This is a genomic window from Streptomyces sp. SP18CS02 (genome assembly GCF_036322365.1).
Classification (GTDB): domain Bacteria; phylum Actinomycetota; class Actinomycetes; order Streptomycetales; family Streptomycetaceae; genus Streptomyces.
Map to the genome: position 1 here is coordinate 64,749 of NZ_JAQYXC010000300.1, position 23,055 is coordinate 87,803.

Genomic DNA, 23,055 nt, shown 5'->3' on the forward strand with positions numbered 1-23,055 from the left:
GCAGCCTGCGTCAGCCTTGCCGAATGACCAGTCTGCCACCCTGACGGCGCGCCACGACTCGGCCGGGCAGATTGATGGCCCCCTGACCTCGCCAACCGGTGATCAACCGGTCCACTTCCTCGATGTGGCGGGCGAAGAGCGAACCGGCGGGAGCGCCCTCCGCGATGGCCGCCCGGCGCAGTACACGGCGGCGGACGGCGGGCGGGAGCGCGTACAGCTTGGCGCACTCCAGGAGACCGGCCGCGTCCCGGACCTTCGCGTCGGCGTCGGCGGCCCAGGCGTCGAGCGCGTCCGCGTCGTCGCGGCACAACTGGGCCGTACGGGCGAGGGCCTCGACGACACCCTTGCCGAGCGACTTCTCCAGCGCGGGCAGACCCTCGTGGCGCAGCCGGGAGCGGGTGTAGGCCGGGTCCGCGTTCATCGGGTCGTCCCACACGGGCAGCGACTGGACCATGCACGCCTTGCGGGCGGTCTGCCGGTCGACCTGGAGGAAGGGACGGCGGTAGCGGTCGGCGGCGCCGGAGACGGCGGCCATGCCGGACAGCGAGCGGATGCCGGAGCCGCGGGCGAGCCCGAGCAGCACGGTCTCGGCCTGGTCGTCACGGGTGTGCCCGAGCAGAACCGCCGCGGCGCCGAGGCGCTCCGCGGCCTCGTCCAGCGCGGCGTACCGGGCGTCGCGGGCAGCCGCCTCGGGGCCGCCTTCGCGGCCGACGGTCACGGCGACGGCCTCGACCGGGCCCAGGCCCATCGCGGTGAGCCGGTGGGCGACCTCGTCGGCGCGCAGGTCGGAGCCGGGCTGCAGACCGTGGTCGACGGTGATGGCACCGGCCCGGACGGAGAGTTTGGGGGCCTCGAAGGCGAGGGCGGAGGCGAGCGCCATGGAGTCGGCACCGCCGGAGCACGCGACCAGCACGAGCGGGGGCTCGTGGGGGACGCCGTCTTCGGTTGTGGAGTGCCGCTCTGACTGGGAGAGCTGGGTGAGGACGTCGTGGAGTACGCGGCGGACCGCCAGGCGTATCGCCGCGACCGCAGGATGGGGACCCATGTCCGGTGCCCTTCGTGTGAAGTTGGGGGGGTGCCTCGGTCGGAGTCTTAACGGTCGTAACAGGGGGTTCGGTCACTCAGAGTGCGTCGATGGTGACAGAACTCGGCCGTTACCCGAGCATCGCACGCCTACCCACCGCCCACGGTCCCTCGGATGGGTGATTGGAGGAGCATTCTTCTGCCGTCGGCCGGATCCGACGCCTCACTCTGCCTTACGGTGCACCCGCGCGACCCAGTCCGCCGGTTTGGCGATCTCCGCCTTCGTCGGGAGCGTGTTCGGGGAGGTCCACACCCGGTTGAAACCGTCCATGCCGACCTCGTCGACCACCGCGCGGACGAAGCGCTCCCCGTCGCGGTACTGGCGCAGCTTGGCGTCGAGGCCGAGCAGCTTGCGCAGCGCCAGGTCCAGCCGGGACGCCCCGCGCGCCCTGCGCTGCTGGAACTTCTCGCGGATCTCGGCCACCGACGGCACGACCTGCGGTCCCACCCCGTCCATCACGTAGTCCGCGTGTCCTTCGAGCAAGGACATCACCGCGGTGAGGCGGCCCAGGATCTCCCGCTGCTCGGGCGTCTGGACCAGCTCCACCAGGGAGCGGCCGCCCTCCTCGTCCTCCCCCTCGGGCCGCGCGCCGGAAAGGGCCTGGGCGGCCTCGCGCAGCCGCTCCAGGATGGTCATCGGATCGACGTCGGTCGCTTCGAGGAATGACTGGATCTCGCCCTGCAGGTGGTCCCGGAGCCAGGGAACGGCCGTGAACTGGGTGCGGTGGGTCTCCTCGTGGAGGCACACCCAGAGGCGGAAGTCGTGCGGCTCGACATCGAGCTCCCGCTCGACGTGGACGATGTTCGGCGCGACGAGCAGCAGCCGCCCGCCGCCCTGCTCGCCCGCCGGGAAGTCGCGGGTGGCGGGGGCGAACGTCTCGTACTGCCCGAGCACCCGCGAGGCGAGGAACGACAGCAGCATGCCCAGTTCCACCCCGGTCACCTTGCCGCCGACCGCGCCGAGCACGGCGCCGCCGGGCGTCCCGGAGCGACGCTCCTGCATCTTCTCCAGCAGCGGCTTCAGCAGCTCGCGGAATCCCGCCACGTTCGCCTTGACCCAGCCGGCCCGGTCGACGACCAGGACCGGCGTGTCCTGGGGCTCGTGGCCCTCGGGAATCATCCGGGTGAAGGCGCGGACGTGCTCCTCGGACGCCTTGGCATGCCGCCGCAGTTCGGCGACGACCGCACGGGCCTCCTCGCGGCTCACCTCCGGCCCGGGGCGTACCAGGCGCGTCGCCGTCGCGACCGCGAGGTTCCAGTCGACCATCTCGGCACCACCGATGCTCGTCATGCGACAACCGTACGGGTTCCGTGCCGTATCGGGTGAGGGGCCGAACGCACCGGCCGCCCGGCCGGGGCGGTCACCGGGAGGTGAGTGCGGCCGCGAGCCGGTCCAGGGCGGGCTGCGCGGTGGAGGGGGACGGGGTCCGTCCGGCGAGGAAGGCGAAGGCCAGCAGGCGGCCGCCGCGGGACACGACCGTTCCGGCCAGGGCGTTCACACCGGTGAGGGTGCCCGTCTTGGCACGGACCAGGCCCGCGCCCGGCGACGCGGGCCCGTAGCGGTTCTCCAGGGTGCCGCTGAAGCCGCCGACCGGGAGCCCGGTGAGGACGGGGCGCAATTCGGGGCGGCCCGGCTCCGCCGCGCGGGCGAGCAGCGCGGTGAGCAGGGCCGCCGAGATCCGGTCGCGGCGGTCGAGTCCGCTGCCGTCGGCGAAGCGGGCGCCGCCGAGCGGGACGTCGAGGCGGCCGAGCTGGGCGCGGACGGCCGCGCCGCCGCCCTCGAAACTGGCGGGCCTGCCGGTGGCCAGGGCGGTCTGGCGGGCGAGGGCCTCGGCGAGGTCGTTGTCGCTGTGGGTCAGGGTGTGCTCGACCAGGGCGGACAGGGGCCGGGAGTGCGTCCGGGCGAGCGGGGTCGTCCGCTTGGCGGCGGGGTGGCCGGGGGCGGGATCGTCCGCGCCGGTGACGCCCTGCTCGGTGAGCAGCCGGCCGAAGGCGCGGGCGGTGTCGCCGGCCGGGTCGGCGGACCGGGGGGCGACACCGCGGGTCGAGCCGTCGACCCTGCCCTCGTCGGTCATCAGCGCCGTGACCGGGGCGATGTTCGCGTTGACGCCGATGGGGTGGAGCCGGGGCCCGGAGTACAGCGAGGTGTCGTAGAAGAGCCGGACGCCCGTGACGCCCCGGCCGCGCAGGGCGGCGGCGGTGTCCTTGGCGAGGGCGCGCAGCCGGGTCGTGTCCAGGGTGGGGTCGCCGCCGCCGACCAGGGTGATCCGGCGGGCGCCGGGGTCGGCCACGACCGTCGTGGGGATGCGGTGATCGGGACCGAGGGCGGTGAGGGCGGCGACCGCGGTGGCGACCTTGACGGTGGAGGCCGGGGTCATGGGGGTGTCGGCACCCTTCCCGTACAGCTGCTCGCCGGTGGCCACGTCCACCACGGACGCCGTGCGCAGCGGGCCGAGCCCGGGTGCGTCGAGCAGCGGGTCCAGGGTGCCCTTGAGCCCGGCGGGCGGCGGCGCGGCGGCCTCGCCGAGGGCGGTGAGCACGCCCTGGGCGCTGGGGGCGGGAGCGGGGGCGCCCGCGGCAGGGGGGCGAGCGCCTTCGTGATGTGCGCCACCTGTGGGGTACTGTGCGGCGGCCCTGGCGCGCTCGGCCGTACGCTGACCGGAGTCCCAGGGGCCGGCCACGGCCACCGCCCCGGCCGCCAGCAGCAGTCCCAGCACGGCGGAGCCCGCGGTGAGCTGCAACGCCTTCGGCTCCAGCACGGCTGACCAGCCCCTTTCGCGAGCACACAGTTGCGTGAGGGACACTTAACCACTGAGCTGTGCCACGAGCATGGCACCCCCGGTGAGCACGGCGGTCCGATCCTGCTGGGGGCGCAGCATCACCCGACAGTTGTGTTGATCTTGGAGGAGCCACCCGTGGAGTTCGACGTCACCATCGAGATCCCGAAGGGGTCGCGGAACAAGTACGAGGTGGACCACGAGACCGGTCGTATCCGCCTGGACCGTCGCCTCTTCACCTCGACCAGCTACCCGGCCGACTACGGCTTCGTGGAGAACACCCTCGGCGAGGACGGCGACCCGCTGGACGCGCTGGTCATCCTGGACGAGCCGACCTTCCCCGGCTGCCTGATCAAGTGCCGCGCCATCGGCATGTTCCGGATGACCGACGAGGCGGGCGGCGACGACAAGCTGCTGTGCGTCCCGGCGTCCGACCCGCGCGTCGAGCACCTGCGCGACATCCACCACGTGTCCGAGTTCGACCGCCTGGAGATCCAGCACTTCTTCGAGGTCTACAAGGACCTGGAGCCGGGCAAGTCCGTCGAGGGCGCCGACTGGGTCGGCCGCGCCGAGGCCGAGGCCGAGATCGAGGCCTCCTACAAGCGCCTCCAGGCGCAGGGTGGCGCCCACTGAGTGGGACCCCACTGAACGACCGGCGGGCGGCGCACCTCATGGGTGCGCCGCCCGTCGTCGTTCCCGGCGGGACGCGCGTCGCCGGCCGCCTCCTTCCGCCGCCGGCCGGCCACCGGACCGTCACGATCCCCGGCGCCGGCCCTCCGACGGCCCGCCGAAGATCCACCGAAGATCCACCGAAGATCCACCGAAGAGCCGACGAAGAGCCGCCCGGGGGGCGGGCCTGCGGGCGTGCGGGTCCCATGCCGGTGTTCATACTGGGCAGACGGGTCGGATGGGAGTGAGGACGAGCAGAGTGGTGGCGGAGCCGGACGGTCCGGAGGACCGGAAGCCCCAGTCGGACGAGGCACGCAGCGCGTTCACCCCGCCGGACGGTGTGGAGCAGCCGGCCGCGCCGGAGGAGGACCAGCCGACCTCGGAGTTCGCCCTGCCCCAGGGCCTCTCCCCCGAGACCCCGGCCGAGCCCGAGGGCTCGGCCTTCGCTCGGCCCTCCACGTACGCGGCGAAGCAGTCGCCGCCCGCGTTCACGCCCGCCCACGGCATCCCGGCCATCCGGCTGTCGAAGGACGCCCCGTGGCAGGACCGGATGCGCACCATGCTCCGGATGCCGGTGAGCGAGCGCCCGGTGCCCGAGCCGGTGCAGCGGCAGGACGACTCCGGCCCGGCCGTACCGCGTGTGCTCGACCTGACCCTGCGCATCGGCGAGCTGCTGCTCGCGGGCGGCGAGGGCGCCGAGGACGTCGAGGCGGCGATGTTCGCGATCTGCCGTTCGTACGGGCTGGACCGCTGCGAGCCCACGGTCACCTTCACCCTGCTGTCGATCACGTACCAGCCGTCCCTGGTGGACGACCCGGTGACGGCCAACCGGACCGTGCGGCGGCGCGGCACGGACTACAACCGCCTGTCGGCCGTCTACACGCTGGTCGCCGACATCAACGCAGACGACTACGAGGTCTCGCTGGAGGAGGCCTACCGACGGCTGGCGGAGATCCGGCGCAACCGGCACCCCTACCCGGGCTGGGTCCTCACGGTGGCCGCGGGCGGCCTGGCCGGCGCCGCGTCGCTGCTGCTGGGCGGCGGGGTGGCGGTGTTCCTCATCGCCGCGGCCGGCGCGATGCTGGGCGACCGGCTGGCGTGGTTCTGCGCCGGGCGAGGGCTGCCGGAGTTCTACCAGTTCGCGGTGGCGGCCGTGCCGCCCGCCGCGCTGGGCGTCACGGTGAGCCTGTTGCACGCGGACCTCCAGCCCTCGGCGGTGATCACCGGTGGGCTGTTCGCGCTGATCCCGGGACGGGCCCTGGTGGCGGCCGTCCAGGACGGTCTGACCGGCTTCTACATCACCGCGTCGGCGCGGCTGCTGGAGGTCGGCTACTTCTTCGTCGCCATCGTGGTGGGCGTGCTGTCGGTGCTGTACGTGGGCGTGCAGTTCCAGGCGAAGCTCAACCCGGAGGGCGCGCTGGACACGGTGGAGCGCCCGGTGCTCCAGATCGTCGCCGCGACGGTCCTGTCGGTGACGTTCGCGATCCTGCTGCAGCAGGAACGTTCCACTGTGCTGTTCGTGGCGCTGAACGGCTCGGTGGCCTGGGTGATCTACGCGTCCATCGCGGTGACCGCCGAGGGTTCGACCGTCATGGCGACGGCGATCGCGGCGGGGCTGGTGGGTCTGTTCGGGCAGTTGATGGCCCGCTACGAGCACACCTCGTCGCTCCCCTATGTGACGGCGGCCATCGGGCCGCTGCTGCCCGGCAGTGCCACGTACTTCGGGGTGCTGAACATCGCGCAGAACAACATGGACGCGGGCTTCGCCTCACTGGCGAAGGCGGCGGCGCTGGCGCTCGCCATCGCCATCGGGGTGAACCTGGGAGGCGAGATGGCCCGGCTCTTCATCCGGGCGCCGGGCTCCGCGGCCTCGCGCCGCGCGGCCAAGCGGACGCGCGGCTTCTGACGGCCCGGCCCCGGTGGAGCCCCCGCGGGCTCCCCAGGCTCCCCGGGGGGACTTCCGGCGGCTTCCCGGGAGGCGGACGGCGGTGCCTTCGGGTGGTTTCCGGGCGGCTTCCGGTGCGTCCTACCTCTTGGCGTGGCGGCCGCGCTGGGCCGGGGCCGACGGGTCCACCGCCTCGGGGCCGGCCTCGGCGGCCTGCTTCTTGCTCTGGGAACGGGCCCGCAGGTACTCGATGGCGATCGGGATCACCGAGACCAGCACGATGGCGATCAGGATCGCCTCGATGTGCTCGTGCACGAAGGCGATCTTGCCGAGCGAGGCGCCGAGCAGGGTGACGCCCGCGCCCCACAGCAGGCCGCCGATGATGTTGAAGGTGATGAACGAGCGGTAGTTCATCCGGCTGACACCGGCGATGATCGGCGTGAACGTCCGCACGATGGGCACGAAGCGGGCCAGGATCAGCGACTTCGGGCCGTGCTTCTCGAAGAACTCATGGGCCTTCTCCACGTTCTCCTGCTTGAAGAGACGGGAGTCGGGGCGCTTGAAGAGAGCGGGACCGACCTTGCGGCCGAAGAGGTATCCGACCTGATCACCGAGGATCGCGGCCAGCACCACCAGCGCGCAGACGGCCCACAGCGGGGTGTCCAGCTTGCCGGTGGTGACCAGCAGACCGGTGGTGAAGAGGAGGGAGTCACCGGGCAGGAAGAACCCGATGAGAAGGCCGGACTCGGCGAAGACGATGACCAGGACGCCGATGAGACCGAAGGTCCCGATCAGATGGTCCGGGTCGAGCCAGCTCGGTCCGAGCGCAAGCGTATTCACGGGTTCCGGGGCTCCTGGGTCGGTGGGCGGGGACGGCTGCCCAAAGCTATCAACGCTTCCGGGTGAATCCGCGTTCCACCGGCCTCCCCGAGGTGCACTGTGCGCAGACCGGTATGAAGCTGTGCGCCAAGGAGGTGTGCGCGCATGGGCATCGAAGATTACGGCGGCGGCCAGGTTCCGACGTCCGACATCCTGATCGTCACCACGAACGACGTACCCGGCCATCAGGTGCAGCAGGTGATCGGCGAGGTCTTCGGCCTCACGGTCCGCTCCCGTCACCTGGGCAGCCAGATCGGCGCCGGGCTGAAGTCGATGATCGGCGGCGAACTGAAGGGCCTGACGAAGACCCTGGTCGAGACCCGCAACCAGGCCATGGAGCGGCTCATGGAGCAGGCCCGGGCGCGGGGGGCCAACGCGGTGCTGGCGTTCCGGTTCGATGTGACGGAGGCCGCGGACCTGGGGACGGAGGTGTGCGCGTACGGCACGGCCGTGGTGATCACCACGACCTGAGGCCGCCCGCACGTGCCGCCGTCCGTGCGGGCCGCCCCGGTCGCCCGGCGCGCGGTGACCCGCGGGGCGGCTCGCCCCGCGGGCCGGTGGTGCGCCCGCCGGACGCCGGTACCGCGCGCGTCGCCCCGGGGACCGCCGGGCCGCCGGCGCGCGTCAGCGCCCCGGTGCGTGCCGGGCGGCGTTGGCGTCGATCGCGTCGCGCAGGTGCTCCGCCATGCCCGGGCGCATGGCGTCGTAGAACGCCGTGAAGCGCTCGTCCGTCGTGTACATCTCACCCAGGCACCGGTGGACCTCGTGGGTGCACGCGTAGAACCAGGTGCCGATGTGCCGGCGGTGCTCCTCGGCCAGGTCCATGGCCCGCTCACCGGTGGCCGGCTCGCCCCCGGCCATCAGCGCCCGGTACCGGACACCCCATTCGGCGGCCTCGTCCTGGATGCGCTGCCAGTCCGCCCTGGTGTAGCGCGCCGACCGGCGCCGGGACTCCCGGTAGGAGTCGGTGTCGCCCCATCGCTGCCCGGCCTCCTCCGCGTACTGTTCGGGGTCCTTGTCCCCGAAGACCTCGAACCTCTCCTCGGGCGTGAGGTTGATCCCCATCTTCTTCGCCTCCATGGCTCGCTCGACGGCCTCGACCATCTTCCGCAGGCCGGCGATCCGGGCGTTCAGCAGGTCGTGCCTGCGCCGCAGGTGCTCCTGCGGGTCCGCGCCGGGATCGTCGAGCAGGGCCGCGACCTCGTCGAGCGGGAAGCCCAGCTCCCGGTAGAACAGGATCCGCTGGAGCCGTTCGAGGTCGTCGTCGTCGTAACGCCGGTGCCCCGCGTGGCTGCGGCCGCTCGGGGAGAGCAGACCGATCTCGTCGTAGTGGTGCAGCGTGCGCACCGTGACCCCGGCGAAACCGGCGACCTGTCCCACGGAGTAGCCCATGGCTCCCCGCTCCCTTCCTTCCTCGGTACGCGTCCCAGCCTGGGACCTCACGCCGCGTGAGGTGCAAGCCCGGTGCGCTCGCGAGGCCCCGAGGCGCCGGGCGGCCGGCCGGACCGGGAGCCGCTGGAGCCGTGGCGTGCTCGTTCAGTCGTGGTCCCCGGCGTGCGGCTCGCCCGTGGCGTACGGGTTCTCCTCGCCGTCGGCGAGCACGCCGACGAACGGCTCGCCCTCGCCCGCGAAGGTGTACGCCCCTCGCTCGATGCGCGCGATCAGGCCGCGCGTCCACTCGGCCCCGGCGTCGGCGGAGTGCACCCACATGTCCATGATCTCGCCGATGTGGCCCAGCCGCTGCGGCCCGTCCGCGGGCGTGTAGTGGTCGGTGACGGCGGCGCGCCAGCGCTCCAGCCCCGCCACCCGCTCCTTGAGCAGCGCGACGGCCTCCTCGCGCGGCAGGTCGACGAGGAAGCCGAGCGCCGCGGAGAGGACGTCCGCCTTCTGGTCATGGGTCGTGAGCGACTCGCGCAGCAGCGCGAAGAACTCCTCGGTGCCCTGCTCGGTGATCTCGTACTCGGTACGCGGCGGGCCCCCGGCGGTGCTCGGCGCGATCTCGTAGGCGTGCAGCAGGCCCTGCTTCGCCATCTGCTTCAGCGCGTGGTAGATCGAACCCGGCTTGGCGTTGGACCACTCGTGCGCGCCCCAGTACTCCAGGTCGTTGCGCACCTGGTAGCCGTGCGCCCGGCCGTGCTGGCGTACGGCCCCGAGTACCAGCAGCCGGATCGCAGACATCCACGTTCCTTCCCCAGTCAGTTGCGACCAGGGTACGCACGCTCCATGTCGACCAGCTCGAAGGCGTTCCTGCCGTCCAGCGACTCGCGGACGATGTCCGCGTGCCCGGCGTGCCGGCCGATCTCCTCGATCAGGTGGAGTCCCAGCCAGCGCATCGAGACCCGGCCCTCCTTGGGGAACCAGGGGGCCTCCGGCAGCGGGAAGGTGTCGTCCAGGCTCGGGACCGACCGGATGAACTCCTCGGTCTCCTTCGCCACCCCGGCCCAGAACTCCAGCACTCCCTCGACCGTCTCGCCGTCGACCAGCCGGAAGCTGTCCGCCCAGGTCTCCTGGGTCCGCTGCCGCTCGTTGGGCCGCTGCTGGGCCATCCGCAGCCAGTTCAGCTCGGTCTCGGCGACATGCTTGAGCAGCCCGGACAGCGTCAGCTCGCTGGCGCTGGGCCGTTCCGCCGCCCGCTCGTCGGTGAGCCCGAGGACCGAGCGGCGGAGCGCGCCGCGCTGCGCGTCGATGAAGGAGAGCAGCGCGCCGCGCTCGTCGCCGTGCGCCTCTGCGGGAACGTGAGTGACCATGGTGTCCGCCTTCTTGAGCAGTGCCGTTCTGACACCGCTCAAGCTACGGACGAATGCGGTCAGGTTCTGTCCGCAATTCCCTCGATCACGTAGGTCATTTCCGCGAACGCGTGGCCGGGGGTCCGCCGGGCGGGCGCCCCTAGAACGGGAAGCGGCTGCGCCCGTACTGGATGGAGATCCACTTCTGGGTGGTGAACGCCTCGACGGTCGCCTCGCCGTTCAGCCGACCGATGCCCGAGTGCTTCTCGCCGCCGAACGGCACGATCGGCTCGTCGTGGACCGTGCCGTCGTTGATGTGGATCATGCCGGCGCGGATGCGCTGGGCGATCCGTACACCCCGCTCGACATCGCCGGTGTGGACGGCGCCGCTCAGCCCGTACGGGGTGTCGTTGGCGATCCGCACCGCCTCGTCCTCGCCGTCGAAGGGCAGGAGCATCACGACCGGGCCGAAGATCTCCTGGTGGAGGACGGGGGAGTCGGCGGGCAGGCCGGTGAGCACGGTGGGCGACACGACGTTGCCCTCGACCCCGCCCCGCACCAGCGCGGTCGCGCCCGCCGCGACCGTCTGGTCGACCAGTGCGGAGACGGCCTCGGCCTGCGTCGAGTTGATCAGCGGGCCCAGGTGGGTGGCCGGGTCGGCCGGGTCACCGGTCCTGAGGGTGCGCACCTTGGCGACGAACTTCTCGGTGAACTCCTGCTCGACCGAGCGGTCCACCAGCACCCGGTTCGCCGCCATGCAGACCTGGCCCTGGTGCACGAAACGGCTGAACACGGCCGCGTCCACCGCGTAGTCGATGTCGGCGTCGTCGAGGACGATGAGCGCGCTGTTGCCGCCCAGCTCCAGCACCGAACGCTTGAAGTTGGCCGCGCACACGGTGGCGACGTGCCTGCCGACCCGGTCGGACCCGGTGAAGGAGATGACCGCCGGCACCGGGTGCTCCAGCAGCGCGTCGCCGATCTCCGCGATGTCGGTGATCACGACGTTCAGCAGACCGGCGGGCAGACCCGCGTCCTCGAAGATCTTGGCGACCAGGCTGCCGCCCAGGATCGGGGTGTTCTGGTGCGGCTTGAGGACGACCGCGTTGCCGAGGGCGAGCGCCGGGGCGACCGACTTGATCGACAGCAGGAAGGGGAAGTTGAAGGGGCTGATCACTCCGACGACGCCGACCGGCACGCGGTAGAGCCGGTTCTCCTTGCCGTCGATCGGGGAGGGCAGGATGCGGCCCTCGGGGCGGAGTGCCAGGTTGACCGCCTCGCGGATGAACTCCTTGGCGAGGTGGAGCTCGAAGGCGGCCTTGGTGCGGGTGCCGCCGAGCTCGGCGATGATCGCCTCGGTGATCTCCTCCTCGCGCTCCTCGACGATCCGCAGGGCGCGCTCGAAGACGGCGCGGCGCGCGTACGGATTGGTGTCGGCCCAGGCGCGCTGGGCCCGCTCGGCCGCGCGGTACGCCTGGTCGACCTCTTCGACCGTGGCCACGGTGATCGAGGCGAGCTTCTCCTCGTTGTACGGATTGAAGTCGATGATGTCCCACGAGCCGCCACCGGCCCGCCACTCACCATCTATGTACTGCAGGGCCAGGTCTGTGAAGTAGGACATGCCATCCCTTCCGGAGGCGCGCGGGAGCCGGACGCCGTGCGGGCGCCGCTGTGCGGCCGGCCGGAAAGACGGCCGACCGTTGGTGATGGGACGTCATCGTACTTCTGTGTCAGATGAGTTGGAGGAGTCCCCGCAGGAGATCCCGGCTTTCCTCTGGCCCCGGGCTCTCCTGGTGCAGCCGCTCCATCACCCGCTCGTACTGGGCCACCTCTTCGCGCTTGTCGAGGTACAGCGCGCTCGTCAGCTGCTCCAGGTACACGATGTCGGAGAGGTCCGACTCGGGGAAGCGCAGCATGGTGAAGGCGCCGCTCTCGCCGGCGTGCCCGCCGTAGCTGAAGGGCACCACCTGGAGCGTGACGTTGGGCTGCTCCGAGACGTCGATCAGGTGCTTGAGCTGGTCCCGCATCACCTCACGGTCCCCGTAGGGGCGTCGCAGCGCCGCCTCGTCGAGCACGGCGTGGAAGCGCGGGGCGCGCTCCGAGACGAGCGCCTTCTGGCGCTCCAGCCGCAGCGCGACGCGGCGGTCGATCTCGGCGTGCGGCGCGCCGGGCATGCCCCGGGCGACGACGGCGTGCGCGTACGCCTCGGTCTGGAGCAGCCCGTGGACGAACTGGACCTCGTAGATCCGGATGAGCGAGGCGGCACCCTCCAGGCCGATGTACGTCTGGAACCAGCCCGGCAGCACGTCACCGTAACTGTGCCACCACCCGGCGACGTTGGCCTCGCGGGCGAGGCCGAGCAGCGAGTCGCGCTCCGCCTCGTCGATGACGCCGTACAGCGTGAGCAGATCCTCGACGTCCCTCGCCTTGAAGCTCACCCGTCCCAACTCCATGCGGCTGATCTTGGATTCGGATGCCCGGATCGAGTAGCCCGCGGCCTCACGCGTGATGCCGCGCGACTCGCGCAGCCTCCGCAGTTGCGAGCCCAGCAGGATGCGTCGCACCACGGAACCGCTCGATTCACTTGCGGTCACGTCTCCAACCCTCCCCATCGCTGATGTGTACGACGGAGCACCCCCGAACCCCGATTGCCGGATTCTGCCACCAAAACGCTTCAGCCCGTACTCATTCGGTTACGCAAAGGGGAAGAGGGGCGTTCCCCCGGTCAAAGTAGTGCACGGAAGATATGGCCCAGAAACGGCATGGGGCCGGACAGGTCGGGCACGTGCACGTGCATCTGCCCTTGCATCAGGTGGTCGCATTCGGAACCATGGTCCCCGCGCACCTGCGTAGTCGTTCGTGTTGTAGCACCACAGCCGCGAATCCGGGGAGTGCCTCGCATGGGGACGAATGGATCGACCATGCTCGAGCCGTTAAGGCAGGGGCTTCCCCCGGTCGACGCCGCATCCGTTTCGAGTTCCGCCTCCTGTTCACTGCCCGCTCGATATGAGGCGGTGCGCGGGGCACGGCAGTTCACCAGCGTCACGCTGGCCTCGTGGGAACTGAGCGACCGGTTCGACGACGTGGCTCTGGTCGTCTCGGAACTCGTCACCAACGCGCTGCGGCACGCCCTTCCCGCCGACGGCTCACGGGATCTCGCGCAGGATCCGCCCGTACGGCTGCATCTGATGCGCTGGGCGAGCCGGCTGGTGTGCGCGGTCCGGGACCCCAGTCCCGATACGCCCGCGACCCGGGACGCCGAGGAGGACTTCTCGGCCGAGTCGGGCCGGGGCCTGTTCCTGGTGGAGTCCTTCAGCGACAGCTGGGGGTGGCACCCGCTGGCCGGGAGGCTGCACGGCAAGGTGGTCTGGGCGCTGTTCCGCCTCCCCGAGCCCCCGGTCCGCCGGGGCATCACGGACGGGCGGTAGCTCCGGGGCACCGGACGCACCACGCTCCGGGACACGGACGGGGGCTCCGCGGACCGCGGAGCCCCCGGGCGTGGGCACGGGAGGTACGGGCGTGCGCGGCGGACCGCCCCGTCGCGTCGGCCGCGTCGGCCGCGTCGGCCCGGTCAGCCGCTGACGAGGTGGTCGAATTCCCCGTCCTTCACACCCAGGAGCAGGGCCTCTATCTCGGCGGGCGTATAGACGAGCGCGGGTCCGTCGGGATGCCGTGAGTTGCGCATCGCCACATCCCCGCCGGGCAGTTTGGCGAACTCCACGCACGAGCCCTGGGAATTGCTGTGCATGCTCTTCTGCCACACGACCCCATGAAGCTCTGTGGCCGCCATGCCGTTGTACACGTGGTGCACAGGACGCTCCCCGGGATACATGGTGTAGGTGTCAACTAGCCGGATCATAGCTGTGTTTCTCATGCAGAAGCATGAGCAGATGCACGTGCACGGGGGGTGTTCCTCCGGTTACAGCTCCAGGTCGCGGCACCCGCGGTCGTCCCCGCCCTGAGGAGAGACGCACTTCACGGCCCATCGGATCCGTCCGGACAGAAAACGCTTCCGGCCTTCTTTCCACCGGGCGGTGGAAAGAAGGCCGGACATCGTCCGATACGGGGGTCAGCGCGGGGTGGAGGAGTACGGCAGCAGCGCCATTTCCCGGGCGTTGGCGATCGCCCTGGCCAGTCGGCGCTGCTGCCGGGCGGAGACCCGCGTCACCCGGCGGCTGCGGATCTTCCCCCGGTCCGAGAGGAACTTCCGCAGCAGGCCGGTGTCCTTGTAGTCGATGTACGTGACGCCGTCGCGGTCCAGGGGGTTGGGCCGCGATGTCACGGGACGGCGGGCCACGGGGCGGCGGGGGGACATGGTCAGACCTCCAGGAGGGTGTCGAAGGCGGGCGGGAGCCGCTTCCAGGCGTCGCGGCCCGCGGCGTACTCCGCGTCGGTGAGCAGACAGGAGTCGAGGAGCTCGGCCAGACCCTCACGATCCAGGCCGGGCGAGGTGAAGACGAGGTGCTGACAGCAGTCGCCGTGCTCGGCGTCCCAGTCCAGCGCGGCCGCCGCCCGGCGCACCGGCGGGAGCATCTCCCAGGCGGCGTCCGGCAGGGAGGCGAGCCAGGGCCCGGCGTTCTCGACGCACAGGGCGCCGCCCGCCGCGTCCCAGGCCAGCAGCGTGTCCGGCCGGTCGGCGAGCCAGAACCGGCCCCGGCTGCGGGCGGCCGCGCAGCACAGGTCCTCCAGCGCCGCGTAGAGCCGCTCGGGGTGGAACGGGCGGCGGCGGTGCCACACATACGTACCGACCCCATGGGCGTCGGCCTCCTGCGGCAGCAGCGCGCAGGCCGGGTGCTGGGCCGCCGCGGCCGCCTCGACGTCGAACCCGGCCAGCGCGGCGGCCGCCAGCCGGTCCCCGTCCAGGGTGACCCGGTGGGCGGTCGGGTGCAGCTGGGCGAGGAGCGCCCGGTCCTCGTCGTCCGCCTCGGGACCGTCGACGACCGCGAGCACCGGCGCGTACTCCAGCTGGCGCGCCCAGGTGTCGGCGACCGTCCGCCGGTCGCTCGCCGCGGCCGCCAGCCCCACGTCCGCCAGGTCGTCGCCGTTGCCCAGGTACGGCAGGAGCAGCGCCGGGTCGACCGCGGTGATCACCGCGCTGACGCGCAGCCCGGCCGCCGCGACGACCTCGGCCATCGCCCGGGGCTCGACCGAGTCCCACAGCTCGACGACCGCGAGCCGGGTGAGCCCGGCGTCGGCGAGCCGCTCCAGTTCGGGCACCAGGTCCTCGCGCAGCGCGCAGCAGGCGCAGTCGTCGACCAGGGGCGTCTCGCCGGCGGACAGGACACCGGTCGCGTCGCGCACGGTGCGCGTGACCGTGCCGTCCGCGGCGGCCGACAGGTCGTGGTGGAGCGCGACGCTGCCGGGGACGGTGGCGAGCAGCCTGTTGACGGTGGCGGCGCGGGCGGCGGAGTGCAGCCCTGCGACGAGGGCGACGGACAGCATCAGCGGGCCTCGCGCCGGGCGTAGCGCCGCTCGAACCGCTCCACGCGCCCGGCGGTGTCGAGGACGCGGGTCTGCCCCGTGTAGAAGGGGTGGCTCGCGGAGGAGATCTCGACGTCGATGACGGGGTACGTGCGGCCGTCCTCCCATTCGATCGTCTTCTCGCCGGTCGCCGTGGAGCGGGTGAGGAAGGCGAAGCCGCCGGCCTTGTCACGGAAGACGACGGGTCCGTACGGCGGATGAATGCCCTGCTTCATGGCGGGTCAGCGCTCCTCTCGGAAGTCGACGTGCCGGCCGGCGACCGGGTCGTACTTGCGCAGCGTGAGGCGGTCGGGGTCGTTACGGCGGTTCTTGCGGGTCACGTAGGTGTAGCCGGTGCCGGCGGTGGACCGGAGCTTGACGATCGGTCGGAGTTCGTTGCGGGCCATGGGGGTAGACTAAGTGAAAATGGTTTCCATTACCAAGACGGTCTCCCGAGAGGTAGGTCACCCCTTGTCCGCCCACTGTCAGCTGACCGGCGCACAGCCCGGCTTCGGCAACCGCGTCTCCCATTCGCACCGGCGCACGTCCCGCCGCTTCGACCCCAACATCCAGCGCAAGCGCTACTGGCTGCCGAGCGAGGGCCGCCACGTCCGGCTCACCCTCAGCGCCAGGGCGGTCAAGACCATCGACACCATCGGCATCGAGGCCGCCGTCGCCCGCATCCGGGCCCGGGGGGTGCGGGTCTGATGGCGAAGAAGAGCAAGATCGCCCGCAATGACCGGCGCAGGGCTGTCGTCGAGCGGTACGCCGCCCGCCGCGCCGAGCTCAAGGAGCTCGTCCGCCGCCCGGGCACACCGGAGGCGGACCGCCTGGCCGCCCGCGCCGAACTGCGCCGCCAGCCCCGGGACGCCAGCGCCACGCGGGTGCGCAACAGGGACGCCGTGGACGGCAGGCCCCGGGGCCACCTGCGCAGGTTCGGGCTGTCCAGGGTGCGGATGCGCGAGCAGGCCCACGCCGGTTTCCTGCCGGGCGTACGCAAGTCCTCCTGGTAATACCAGCTGGTAGCTTGGCGCGGTCTTGAAACCGACGAGGGGACGTGGACGTGGACGCGCACAGGCTCGTACGGACAGGGGTCGTCGCGGCGGCCGGGCTCGTCACCGCACTCGCCCTCACCGGCTGCGGCGGCGACAGGAGCGAGGACACGGGCCAGGAGAAGGACGCGGGCGGCGCCAGTGCCGCCCCCGCGCCGGCCGGCTCCGCCGGGGGCCCGGCCACCGGCCCCGGCCCGGCCGCGGGCGGAGGCACCCTCGCCGAGGCGGAGGGGTCCTGGACCGGGGTCACCGACGGCAAGCCGGTCAGCCTGACCATCAAGAAGGGCCAGGCGCTGGTCATCGCGGACGCGCACGTCTGCCGGGGCCAGGCGAAGGAGGCGGCCACCGTGACGCTGCACCTCACGTGCAACGACGGCGACACCGACCGCACGACGGGCACCGTCGAGTCGAGCGACGCCTCGACGCTCGTCGTCTCCTGGGGCACCGGGCGCAAGGACACGCTGACGAAGGCCGCGCCGGCAGGCATCCCCTCATCACTGCCGTCGTTGCCCCCGAGGCCCTGACCCGGACGTCACTGCCGTCGTTGCCCCCGAGGCCCTGACCCGGGTCACCGCTGCCGGCGGGCGGCCGCGGACCCCTGCCGGGGCCCGCGGCCGGCCCTACTCGTCGAGCTCGCCCCTGGGGTGGCTCGTGCGGGCGCGGTCCGCCGCCGCCGTGCCGTGCGCCCAGCCCTCGTGGTCCGTGGCCCCCCGCACACGGGTCGTCGTCGTCTCGGGGAACATCCGGTCCGCCCGGGACGTGACCGCCACGTCGCGGGCCGCGAGCACCGGCAGGAGCGTCGGCTCCTCGGCGGTGACCCGCCGCGACGTGGCGGACAGCCGGTCGCCGAGCCGGTGGGCGTAGGCCAGGAGGAACGACTGGCGGAACGTCTTGGTGCGCCTGCGTCCGCCCGCCCGCTGCGCCGCCTCCGCCTTCGTCATCGCGCCCGTGCCCTGCACCAGCAGGGAGGTGAAGAGCAGCTCCACCACCTCCAGGTCCGGCTCGAACCCCACGACGGTCGAGAAGCCGAACGCCTCGTTCCACACCGCGCGGCACCGGTTGGCCCCGGCGACCGCGTCGAGCAGGATCGCCTTCGCCGTCTCGTACGGCGCGTCCACCCCGATCCGGACGGCCGCGGGTTCGTCCGCGCTGTGGGTGCGGGCCGCGAGCGCCGCCTCGTCGAGGCTGTGCCGCGCCATCAGCTCCTGCGCCTTGGCGGTGAGCGCCTCGGCCTCCTCGGGATAGCCCGTGGCCTCCGCCTTGGCCAGCAGCGCCCGGATCCTGGCCAGCATCCTCGGCTCGCCGTGCACGGGGCCGACGTGCAGGGGCGTGCCCGGGACCGGGCCGACCGGTTCGATCGCCGGCAGCCGGGCGAGCAGCCGGTACAGCTCCAGCACCGCCGTCGCGTACGAGAAGCGGTCGGCCCGCCACGGGGTGGTGTCCAGCTCCTCCAGCTGGGCCGCCCAGCGCGGCGGCAGCTGCCCGTACGCCCGCGTCTCGGCGGCGATCAGCCCGGCGGCCAGCCGCACATGGTGCTCGTCGAGGTCACGGCGTACGAGCCGGACGACGTCGGCCGGCTGCCAGCCGCGCTCCCACGCCCGGCGGACGAACTCCGCCCCCCGACGGGCCAGTTCGGCATCCGCCTCCGGGGCCGCCGCCAGGAGCGAGGCGCCCGTGTCGAGGGCCGCGTCGCCCTCCAGGTACAGCGCCGCCGCCAGGGCGCTCTCGACCGCGCTCACACCTGCCGCGCTTCCCGGGCGCCGCGCGCCCCGGGGATCACCTCACGGTGGCCGGGCGACCGGTCGACGAGGGCCTTGCCCAGCCGGGTGAGGCTCCGGCCGCTCGCGGTCGGCCCGTACCCGGCCCGCGGCGGGACGACCGGGGGCACGGTCCGCGTCACCGGCCCGTCCCCCTCCGGCTCGCGCGGGGCCGGCGCCGGCGCGCGCTGCGCGAGGTTCGGCACGAGCCGCTGGGGCTCATCGAACCGGCGCGCGCCGGAGACGGGTCCGACGACGCCGCGCACGATCCCCTTGTCGCCGAGCCGGTCCCGCACGTCCTGGACCCCGCGCCCCTCCGCGCGGCCGACCACCGGTCCGGTGGTCACCTCGGTGTGGCCTGCCGACATCGAAGTGTCTCCTCACGCGTACGCCGCCCCGGACACGATGGTCCCCGTCCCCGAACAGAACCACGAAACGATCAGAACCACGAACCCGGGGCGACCCGTCCCGCGCTGCTGATCACGGGCGCTCACGGCGGCCTCCCGTCCCGAAGGCGGGGGCGGCCCGCAGATCCGGGGACGGCGCCCCCTCCCGTACGCCCTTCGCGCACCGCTGGGCCGGCCGCCGGCCCGCACGCTCCTCCGCGACGACGGCCGCGACGGCCGCGACGGCGGGCGACCGCGCGGGGGTGAGCACTGGTGCCGGCCCTGGCACCCTGCCCGGTCGGCGCCCGCATCGCGTCCGCCGAGCGCCCTCGCGCACTCCCTCCGTACGAGGGCGGCCCCCGTGCGGCCTGCCGCGTGACACGACCCCGGGAACGACGCCGTTGTCAGTGCCGGCTGCCAGACTCGCATGTGTGAGCGAGAGATGGGCGCTGGACAGCACCGAGGGCGGCGGGGCCCTTCTGGTGCCCCTCGGCGGGGACGGGCTGCCCGCAGGTCCCGTGGTGAGCGAGCCCGATCTCGTGGAGGCGGTGCGCTCCCGCCCCGGCGTCGGCCGGTGGGTGTGGCGCTCCACCCCCGACGTCTACCCCCGGCTGCTCGCGGCGGGGGTGCGGGTCGAGCGGTGCTACGACATCGAGGACGCCGAACAGCTGCTGCTCGGGCACGAGGGGCGGCTGGGCGAGCCCCGCTCGGCGGCGGCGGCCTGGGCGCGGCTGCACCGCCGTCCCGTACCGGCCGACCCTCCCCAGCGGGCGGCCGAACCGGGCTCGCAGTCCTCGCTGTTCGAGCCGCAGGCCGCCCGGGACGTGCCGTTCGAGGGCCTGCTGGAGGTGTACGCCGACCAGCAGCGAAGACACGGGGCGGCCGAGCACCCCGGGCGGATGCGGCTGCTGACCGCGGCCGAGTCGGCGGGCATGCTGGTGGCCGCCGAGATGCACCGGGCGGGGCTGCCCTGGCGGGCCGACGTCCACCGGGCGGTCCTGGACGGTCTGCTGGGCGAGCGGTACGCGGGCGGGGGCGAGCCCCGGCGCCTTGCCGAGCTGGCGGACGAGGTGTCGGCGGCCTTCGGGCGCCGGGTGCGGCCGGATCTTCCGGCGGACGTGGTGAAGGCGTTCGCGCAGGCCGGCATCCGGGTGAGGTCCACCCGGCGCTGGGAGCTGGAGGAGCTCGACCATCCGGCCGTCGAGCCGCTCGTCGCGTACAAGAAGCTGTACCGGATCTGGACGGCGCACGGCTGGAGCTGGCTCCAGGACTGGGTGCGCGACGGGCGCTTCCGGCCGGAGTACGTGCCGGGGGGCACGGTCAGCGGCCGCTGGACGACCAACGGCGGCGGCGCGCTGCAGATCCCCAAGGTGATACGGCAGGCGGTCGTCGCCGACGACGGCTGGCGGCTCATCGTCGCGGACGCCGACCAGATGGAGCCGAGGGTGCTGGCGGCGATCTCCCGGGACCCCGGGCTGATGGAGGTCGCGGGGCACCCGGACGACCTGTACACCCGGCTGTCCGACCGGGCCTTCTCCGGGGACCGCGGCCACGCCAAGCTGGCGCTGCTGGGCGCGATCTACGGGCAGACCAGCGGCGACGGGCTGAAGAACCTGGCGGCCCTGCGCCGCCGCTTCCCGCGCGCGGTGGCGTTCGTGGACGACGCGGCGAAGGCGGGCGAGGAGGGCCGGCTGGTCCGCACCTGGCTGGGCCGGACGAGCCCCCGCGCGGCGGGCGCGGGCGAGGCGGAGGAGGCGGGCATCCCACAGGAGGGCGGGGAGCAGCCGGCCGAGGACGGCGGTTTCACGCCGGGGTACGCCTCGGTGAACGCCCGCGCGCGGGGCCGGTTCACCCGGAACTTCGTGGTGCAGGGCAGCGCGGCCGACTGGGCGCTGCTGATGCTCGCCGCGCTGCGGCAGGCGACCGCCTCGCTCCGCGCCGAGCTGGTGTTCTTCCAGCACGACGAGGTGATCGTGCACTGCCCCGCGGAGGAGGCGGCGGAGGTCACCGAGGCGATCCGCGCGGCCGGGGACACAGCCGGGCGGATCGTGTTCGGGGACACCCCGGTGCGCTTCCCGTTCACCACGGCGACGGTCGAGCGGTATTCCGACGCCAAGTGACCTCACGGGGTGGGCGCTCGGTCCGCTCCCCGGCCCCGGACCACCGGCCCGGAACCCCGGCCCCGGACCACCGGCCCCCGGTCCGCCCGTCGACTCCGCCCGCCCGTTCCGCCGCGCGCCCCTACTCGCTCGCCCCGGTCCACTTCTTGCTGGTCGCGATGGACTTCAGCTGGTCCATGGTGAGCGCGGGCTCCTCGCGGGTGGCGGCCTCGTGCTGGGCGCCCGCGTTGAACGCGGAGACCACGACCCGGAAGCCGTCGGGACGGATGGTGTCGACGCTCCACCACACGACGCCCTCACCGCCCTTCTCCCCCGGCTTCCGGGAGAGCGCGACCTTGGTGCCGTCGGGCAGCGTGCTGTAGGACCCTTCGGGGAAGAGCTCGCTCTCGACGTCCCCCATCCGGGGCTGGGCGTTGACCTGCACCAGGCTTCTGCCCCTGCCGTCGTCCACGACGACGTAGCCGAAGTCGTCCTGGCCGCCCCTGGCGGTCACCTGCAGCCCCTTGGGCAGCAGCGACACGAGCGTCGTGACGGCGTCGACGCCGGTGGGCACCGCGCTGCCCCCGGGGGCGGGGGACTTCCCGCCCTTGTCGCGACCCGGCCGCGGCACGCCGTCGAGCACGGCCCGCCACTGTCCGGCCGTCACCAGGGCCTTCAGCCGGGCGGGGGTCAGCGGCGGGTCGGGCCGGGTGATCTCGGCCCCCTTCTGGGCGGGCGCGTTCCACTCGTTCGCGTCGACGAGGAAGCCGTCGGCGGTCAGCAGGACGGCCCGCCAGCTCTTGGTCTCCTCGCGCTTGTCGGGGTATTCGTACCCCTGGAGCACCATCAGCCGTGATCCGTCCGGCAGCTTCTCGCTGGTGCACGCGTCGTACGGGACGAAGACCTTGTCCGGGCACTCGACATGGCCCGTCGCCCCCGGCACGTTGCGGTAGAGACTCAGCGAGACGGCGGCCCTGCCCTTCCCGTCGTCGAAGACACCGGACACCAGGGGGCCCAGTTCGTGGTCCGTGCCGCGCACGTCCTGCTCGGTCAGCTCCCCCTCGGGCAGCAGCTCCCGGAACATCTTGAGCATGCTTTCGGCGGTGGTGTTCCCGCCTCCCAGCGGCTGCGGCGCCGCCACGGACACCGGTGCCCCCTCGCCCCCGCCGTCGAGCAGTCCGCCGGTGTACGCGCCGCCGAGACCGACCAGGGAGAGCGCGAGCACGCTGCCGGTCACCGCGGCGGCCTTGCGCCGCACCACCTTGCGGCGGCCCCGTGAGACGCCGCCGCTCACCAGGGCGGGGCCGTCCGGCGCCGTGAAGCCGTCGCCGGTACGGCGCAGGGCGTCACCGAGTTCCTCTTCGAAAGGCATGCTGGATCACCATCTCCGGTCCATGAGGGGAAAATCCTGAAGGGGGTGGCGGACGGCGAGCGGCCGGGTCAGCGGGCGGCGAACTCGGCGATGCTGCCGCCGAGGTGCTCCCGGAGCCGCGCGAGGGCCCGCACCGAACGGGTGCGAACGGCGGCGGAGCTCACCCGCATCGCCTCGGCGGTCTCCTCGACGCTGCGGTCCTCCCAGTACCGCAGCACCACCACCGCCCGGTCCTTCGGCGCCAGCCGGGCCAGCGCGTCGAGCAGCGCGACCCGCAGCGCCGGGTCGTCCCCCTGCGGCTGCGCGGTGTCCGGCAGCTCCCCCAGGGGACGTTCGCCGGCCGAGCGGCGCCGCTGCTGGCTGAGGTAGGTGCGTACGAGAACGGTCTGGGCGTACCCGGCGGGGTTGCCCACCCGTGTCATCCGCCCCCACACCGCGTACATGCGGCCGAGGGTCTCCTGCACCAGGTCCTCGGCGCGATGCGTGTCGCCGCTGGTCAGCAGGCAGGCCGAACGGAAGAGCGAGCCGGTACGGCCGGCCGCGAACTCCATGAACTCGTCCGCGCGGGACCTTCTCATGCCCTCCCCTTCACCGCTGCTGTCGTCCTCCACCTCATTGACGCGGCGGCCGGGGGGAAATGTTTCAGACTTCTTCGGTGAGCGCTGAGCGCGCGAGCGGGCCCCCCGCCCGACGTCCCGGGTGGGGGGCCCGCTCGTGCCCGCGCGTGCGTCGCGCGACGGTGGGCGCGTCAGTCGACGGCCACGGCTCCGTTCTCGGAGATGACGTTCTCCAGGATGTGCGACAGGGCGCTGTCACCCTTGACCGCCGTGGAGTTCTCCACGCACTGCTGGTTCTGCGTGTCGTTGAGGAGGTCCTGCACACCGATGTTGATCAGACCCACGACGTTCTGCAC

26 protein-coding genes are annotated in these 23,055 nt (G+C 72.9%); 8 read left to right on the forward strand and 18 right to left on the reverse strand.

Annotated features, from left to right (window positions below; all coding sequences use genetic code 11):
* Positions 1-10: 10 nt before the first annotated feature.
* From tilS to dacB, 3 genes are all read right to left on the reverse strand, one after another.
* Positions 11-1,045 (reverse strand): tRNA lysidine(34) synthetase TilS, encoded by a 1,035-nt coding sequence (tilS, locus tag PUR26_RS30430; RefSeq protein ID WP_329877345.1) that lies wholly within the window; start codon positions 1,043-1,045, stop codon positions 11-13.
* A 201-nt stretch (positions 1,046-1,246) separates the two neighbouring features.
* The gene (locus PUR26_RS30435; protein WP_329877347.1) at positions 1,247-2,374 is read right to left on the reverse strand and encodes a zinc-dependent metalloprotease; all 1,128 of its coding nucleotides are present in this window, start codon (positions 2,372-2,374) and stop codon (positions 1,247-1,249) included.
* 70 nt (positions 2,375-2,444) lie between these two features.
* Positions 2,445-3,842, reverse strand: coding sequence for a D-alanyl-D-alanine carboxypeptidase/D-alanyl-D-alanine endopeptidase (gene dacB / locus PUR26_RS30440; protein WP_329877349.1), 1,398 nt, complete (start codon positions 3,840-3,842; stop codon positions 2,445-2,447).
* Positions 3,843-3,998: 156 nt separating this feature from the next.
* Here dacB and PUR26_RS30445 point away from each other — a divergent pair, with 156 nt between their 5' ends.
* Positions 3,999-4,493, forward strand: coding sequence for an inorganic diphosphatase (locus tag PUR26_RS30445; RefSeq protein WP_329877351.1), 495 nt, complete (start codon positions 3,999-4,001; stop codon positions 4,491-4,493).
* A 295-nt stretch (positions 4,494-4,788) separates the two neighbouring features.
* Positions 4,789-6,435: a threonine/serine ThrE exporter family protein gene (locus PUR26_RS30450; protein WP_329877403.1), complete on the forward strand. Its 1,647-nt coding sequence runs from the start codon at positions 4,789-4,791 to the stop codon at positions 6,433-6,435.
* Between the two features lie 120 nt (positions 6,436-6,555).
* On the opposite strand, the gene PUR26_RS30455 is transcribed toward PUR26_RS30450, so the two are convergent.
* Complete coding sequence (locus PUR26_RS30455) at positions 6,556-7,254, reverse strand: DedA family protein (protein ID WP_329877353.1); 699 nt, start codon at positions 7,252-7,254, stop codon at positions 6,556-6,558.
* A 144-nt stretch (positions 7,255-7,398) separates the two neighbouring features.
* Here PUR26_RS30455 and PUR26_RS30460 point away from each other — a divergent pair, with 144 nt between their 5' ends.
* Positions 7,399-7,764, forward strand: a complete 366-nt coding sequence (locus PUR26_RS30460; RefSeq protein ID WP_329877355.1) for a YbjQ family protein — start codon at positions 7,399-7,401, stop codon at positions 7,762-7,764.
* Positions 7,765-7,917: 153 nt separating this feature from the next.
* Here the strand turns inward: PUR26_RS30460 and PUR26_RS30465 are convergent, their stop codons facing one another.
* From PUR26_RS30465 to PUR26_RS30485, 5 genes are all read right to left on the reverse strand, one after another.
* Positions 7,918-8,685 carry a MerR family transcriptional regulator gene (locus PUR26_RS30465; RefSeq protein WP_329877357.1) on the reverse strand — a complete coding sequence of 256 codons (768 nt, stop codon included), beginning with the start codon at positions 8,683-8,685 and terminating at the stop codon, positions 7,918-7,920.
* A gap of 144 nt (positions 8,686-8,829) precedes the next feature.
* The gene (locus PUR26_RS30470) at positions 8,830-9,471 is read right to left on the reverse strand and encodes a PadR family transcriptional regulator (protein ID WP_329877359.1); all 642 of its coding nucleotides are present in this window, start codon (positions 9,469-9,471) and stop codon (positions 8,830-8,832) included.
* Positions 9,472-9,488: 17 nt separating this feature from the next.
* Complete coding sequence (locus PUR26_RS30475) at positions 9,489-10,040, reverse strand: DinB family protein (RefSeq protein ID WP_329877405.1); 552 nt, start codon at positions 10,038-10,040, stop codon at positions 9,489-9,491.
* A gap of 139 nt (positions 10,041-10,179) precedes the next feature.
* Positions 10,180-11,637: an aldehyde dehydrogenase family protein gene (locus PUR26_RS30480; protein ID WP_329877361.1), complete on the reverse strand. Its 1,458-nt coding sequence runs from the start codon at positions 11,635-11,637 to the stop codon at positions 10,180-10,182.
* Between the two features lie 109 nt (positions 11,638-11,746).
* A complete protein-coding gene (locus PUR26_RS30485) occupies positions 11,747-12,610 on the reverse strand; it encodes a helix-turn-helix domain-containing protein (RefSeq protein WP_443077220.1) in 864 nt (287 codons plus the stop codon).
* Positions 12,611-12,916: 306 nt separating this feature from the next.
* On the opposite strand from PUR26_RS30485, the gene PUR26_RS30490 reads away from it, so the two are divergent.
* Positions 12,917-13,444, forward strand: a complete 528-nt coding sequence (locus PUR26_RS30490; RefSeq protein ID WP_329877365.1) for an ATP-binding protein — start codon at positions 12,917-12,919, stop codon at positions 13,442-13,444.
* 143 nt (positions 13,445-13,587) lie between these two features.
* Here PUR26_RS30490 and PUR26_RS30495 read toward each other — a convergent pair whose 3' ends face one another.
* The 5 genes from PUR26_RS30495 to rpmG all read right to left on the reverse strand — a co-directional run bounded on the left by PUR26_RS30495 (position 13,588) and on the right by rpmG (position 15,883).
* The gene (locus tag PUR26_RS30495; protein WP_329877367.1) at positions 13,588-13,827 is read right to left on the reverse strand and encodes a DUF397 domain-containing protein; all 240 of its coding nucleotides are present in this window, start codon (positions 13,825-13,827) and stop codon (positions 13,588-13,590) included.
* A gap of 258 nt (positions 13,828-14,085) precedes the next feature.
* Positions 14,086-14,331 carry a 30S ribosomal protein S18 gene (gene rpsR / locus PUR26_RS30500; RefSeq protein WP_329877369.1) on the reverse strand — a complete coding sequence of 82 codons (246 nt, stop codon included), beginning with the start codon at positions 14,329-14,331 and terminating at the stop codon, positions 14,086-14,088.
* A 2-nt stretch (positions 14,332-14,333) separates the two neighbouring features.
* Complete coding sequence (locus PUR26_RS30505) at positions 14,334-15,458, reverse strand: CobW family GTP-binding protein (RefSeq protein ID WP_329877371.1); 1,125 nt, start codon at positions 15,456-15,458, stop codon at positions 14,334-14,336.
* Positions 15,458-15,712: a type B 50S ribosomal protein L31 gene (locus PUR26_RS30510; protein ID WP_329877373.1), complete on the reverse strand. Its 255-nt coding sequence runs from the start codon at positions 15,710-15,712 to the stop codon at positions 15,458-15,460. Before PUR26_RS30510 ends, PUR26_RS30505 begins: the two co-directional genes overlap by 1 nt.
* Before the next feature lie 6 nt (positions 15,713-15,718).
* Positions 15,719-15,883 carry a 50S ribosomal protein L33 gene (gene rpmG / locus PUR26_RS30515; RefSeq protein ID WP_329877375.1) on the reverse strand — a complete coding sequence of 55 codons (165 nt, stop codon included), beginning with the start codon at positions 15,881-15,883 and terminating at the stop codon, positions 15,719-15,721.
* Between the two features lie 64 nt (positions 15,884-15,947).
* Between rpmG and rpmB the strand changes: the two genes are divergently transcribed.
* Genes rpmB through PUR26_RS30530 form a run of 3 tightly spaced genes read left to right on the forward strand, consistent with a single transcriptional unit; the run spans position 15,948 to position 17,052 of the window.
* Positions 15,948-16,184, forward strand: coding sequence for a 50S ribosomal protein L28 (gene rpmB, locus PUR26_RS30520; RefSeq protein WP_329877407.1), 237 nt, complete (start codon positions 15,948-15,950; stop codon positions 16,182-16,184).
* Positions 16,184-16,489: a 30S ribosomal protein S14 gene (gene rpsN / locus PUR26_RS30525; protein ID WP_329877376.1), complete on the forward strand. Its 306-nt coding sequence runs from the start codon at positions 16,184-16,186 to the stop codon at positions 16,487-16,489. Before rpmB ends, rpsN begins: the two co-directional genes overlap by 1 nt.
* Positions 16,490-16,539: 50 nt before the next feature.
* Complete coding sequence (locus tag PUR26_RS30530) at positions 16,540-17,052, forward strand: hypothetical protein (protein WP_329877378.1); 513 nt, start codon at positions 16,540-16,542, stop codon at positions 17,050-17,052.
* Between the two features lie 96 nt (positions 17,053-17,148).
* Here the strand turns inward: PUR26_RS30530 and PUR26_RS30535 are convergent, their stop codons facing one another.
* Positions 17,149-18,267 carry a DUF2786 domain-containing protein gene (locus tag PUR26_RS30535; protein WP_329877380.1) on the reverse strand — a complete coding sequence of 373 codons (1,119 nt, stop codon included), beginning with the start codon at positions 18,265-18,267 and terminating at the stop codon, positions 17,149-17,151.
* Positions 18,264-18,653: a winged helix-turn-helix transcriptional regulator gene (locus PUR26_RS30540; RefSeq protein WP_329877382.1), complete on the reverse strand. Its 390-nt coding sequence runs from the start codon at positions 18,651-18,653 to the stop codon at positions 18,264-18,266. Before PUR26_RS30540 ends, PUR26_RS30535 begins: the two co-directional genes overlap by 4 nt.
* A gap of 449 nt (positions 18,654-19,102) precedes the next feature.
* On the opposite strand from PUR26_RS30540, the gene PUR26_RS30545 reads away from it, so the two are divergent.
* On the forward strand, positions 19,103-20,791 hold the full coding sequence (locus tag PUR26_RS30545; protein WP_329877383.1) for a bifunctional 3'-5' exonuclease/DNA polymerase: 1,689 nt from the start codon (positions 19,103-19,105) through the stop codon (positions 20,789-20,791).
* Positions 20,792-20,912: 121 nt separating this feature from the next.
* Here PUR26_RS30545 and PUR26_RS30550 read toward each other — a convergent pair whose 3' ends face one another.
* Positions 20,913-22,142 carry a hypothetical protein gene (locus PUR26_RS30550; RefSeq protein WP_329877385.1) on the reverse strand — a complete coding sequence of 410 codons (1,230 nt, stop codon included), beginning with the start codon at positions 22,140-22,142 and terminating at the stop codon, positions 20,913-20,915.
* A 68-nt stretch (positions 22,143-22,210) separates the two neighbouring features.
* A complete protein-coding gene (locus PUR26_RS30555) occupies positions 22,211-22,720 on the reverse strand; it encodes a SigE family RNA polymerase sigma factor (RefSeq protein WP_329877387.1) in 510 nt (169 codons plus the stop codon).
* Between the last annotated feature and the right edge of the window lie 335 nt (positions 22,721-23,055).

What these genes read in the sequence shown, in the direction of transcription:
- tilS (WP_329877345.1), bottom strand. Translation starts at nt 1,045, where the DNA reads ATGGGTCCCCATCCTGCGGTCGCGGCGATACGCCTGGCGGTCCGCCGC.
- PUR26_RS30475 (WP_329877405.1), bottom strand. Translation starts at nt 10,040, where the DNA reads ATGGTCACTCACGTTCCCGCAGAGGCGCACGGCGACGAGCGCGGCGCG.
- rpmG (WP_329877375.1), bottom strand. Translation starts at nt 15,883, where the DNA reads ATGGCCCGCAACGAACTCCGACCGATCGTCAAGCTCCGGTCCACCGCC.
- PUR26_RS30460 (WP_329877355.1), top strand. Translation starts at nt 7,399, where the DNA reads ATGGGCATCGAAGATTACGGCGGCGGCCAGGTTCCGACGTCCGACATC.
- PUR26_RS30540 (WP_329877382.1), bottom strand. Translation starts at nt 18,653, where the DNA reads ATGTCGGCAGGCCACACCGAGGTGACCACCGGACCGGTGGTCGGCCGC.
- PUR26_RS30550 (WP_329877385.1), bottom strand. Translation starts at nt 22,142, where the DNA reads ATGCCTTTCGAAGAGGAACTCGGTGACGCCCTGCGCCGTACCGGCGAC.
- PUR26_RS30555 (WP_329877387.1), bottom strand. Translation starts at nt 22,720, where the DNA reads ATGAGAAGGTCCCGCGCGGACGAGTTCATGGAGTTCGCGGCCGGCCGT.
- PUR26_RS30470 (WP_329877359.1), bottom strand. Translation starts at nt 9,471, where the DNA reads ATGTCTGCGATCCGGCTGCTGGTACTCGGGGCCGTACGCCAGCACGGC.
- PUR26_RS30465 (WP_329877357.1), bottom strand. Translation starts at nt 8,685, where the DNA reads ATGGGCTACTCCGTGGGACAGGTCGCCGGTTTCGCCGGGGTCACGGTG.
- PUR26_RS30510 (WP_329877373.1), bottom strand. Translation starts at nt 15,712, where the DNA reads ATGAAGCAGGGCATTCATCCGCCGTACGGACCCGTCGTCTTCCGTGAC.
- PUR26_RS30490 (WP_329877365.1), top strand. Translation starts at nt 12,917, where the DNA reads ATGGGGACGAATGGATCGACCATGCTCGAGCCGTTAAGGCAGGGGCTT.
- rpsN (WP_329877376.1), top strand. Translation starts at nt 16,184, where the DNA reads ATGGCGAAGAAGAGCAAGATCGCCCGCAATGACCGGCGCAGGGCTGTC.
- PUR26_RS30505 (WP_329877371.1), bottom strand. Translation starts at nt 15,458, where the DNA reads ATGCTGTCCGTCGCCCTCGTCGCAGGGCTGCACTCCGCCGCCCGCGCC.
- PUR26_RS30480 (WP_329877361.1), bottom strand. Translation starts at nt 11,637, where the DNA reads ATGTCCTACTTCACAGACCTGGCCCTGCAGTACATAGATGGTGAGTGG.
- rpsR (WP_329877369.1), bottom strand. Translation starts at nt 14,331, where the DNA reads ATGTCCCCCCGCCGCCCCGTGGCCCGCCGTCCCGTGACATCGCGGCCC.
- PUR26_RS30435 (WP_329877347.1), bottom strand. Translation starts at nt 2,374, where the DNA reads ATGACGAGCATCGGTGGTGCCGAGATGGTCGACTGGAACCTCGCGGTC.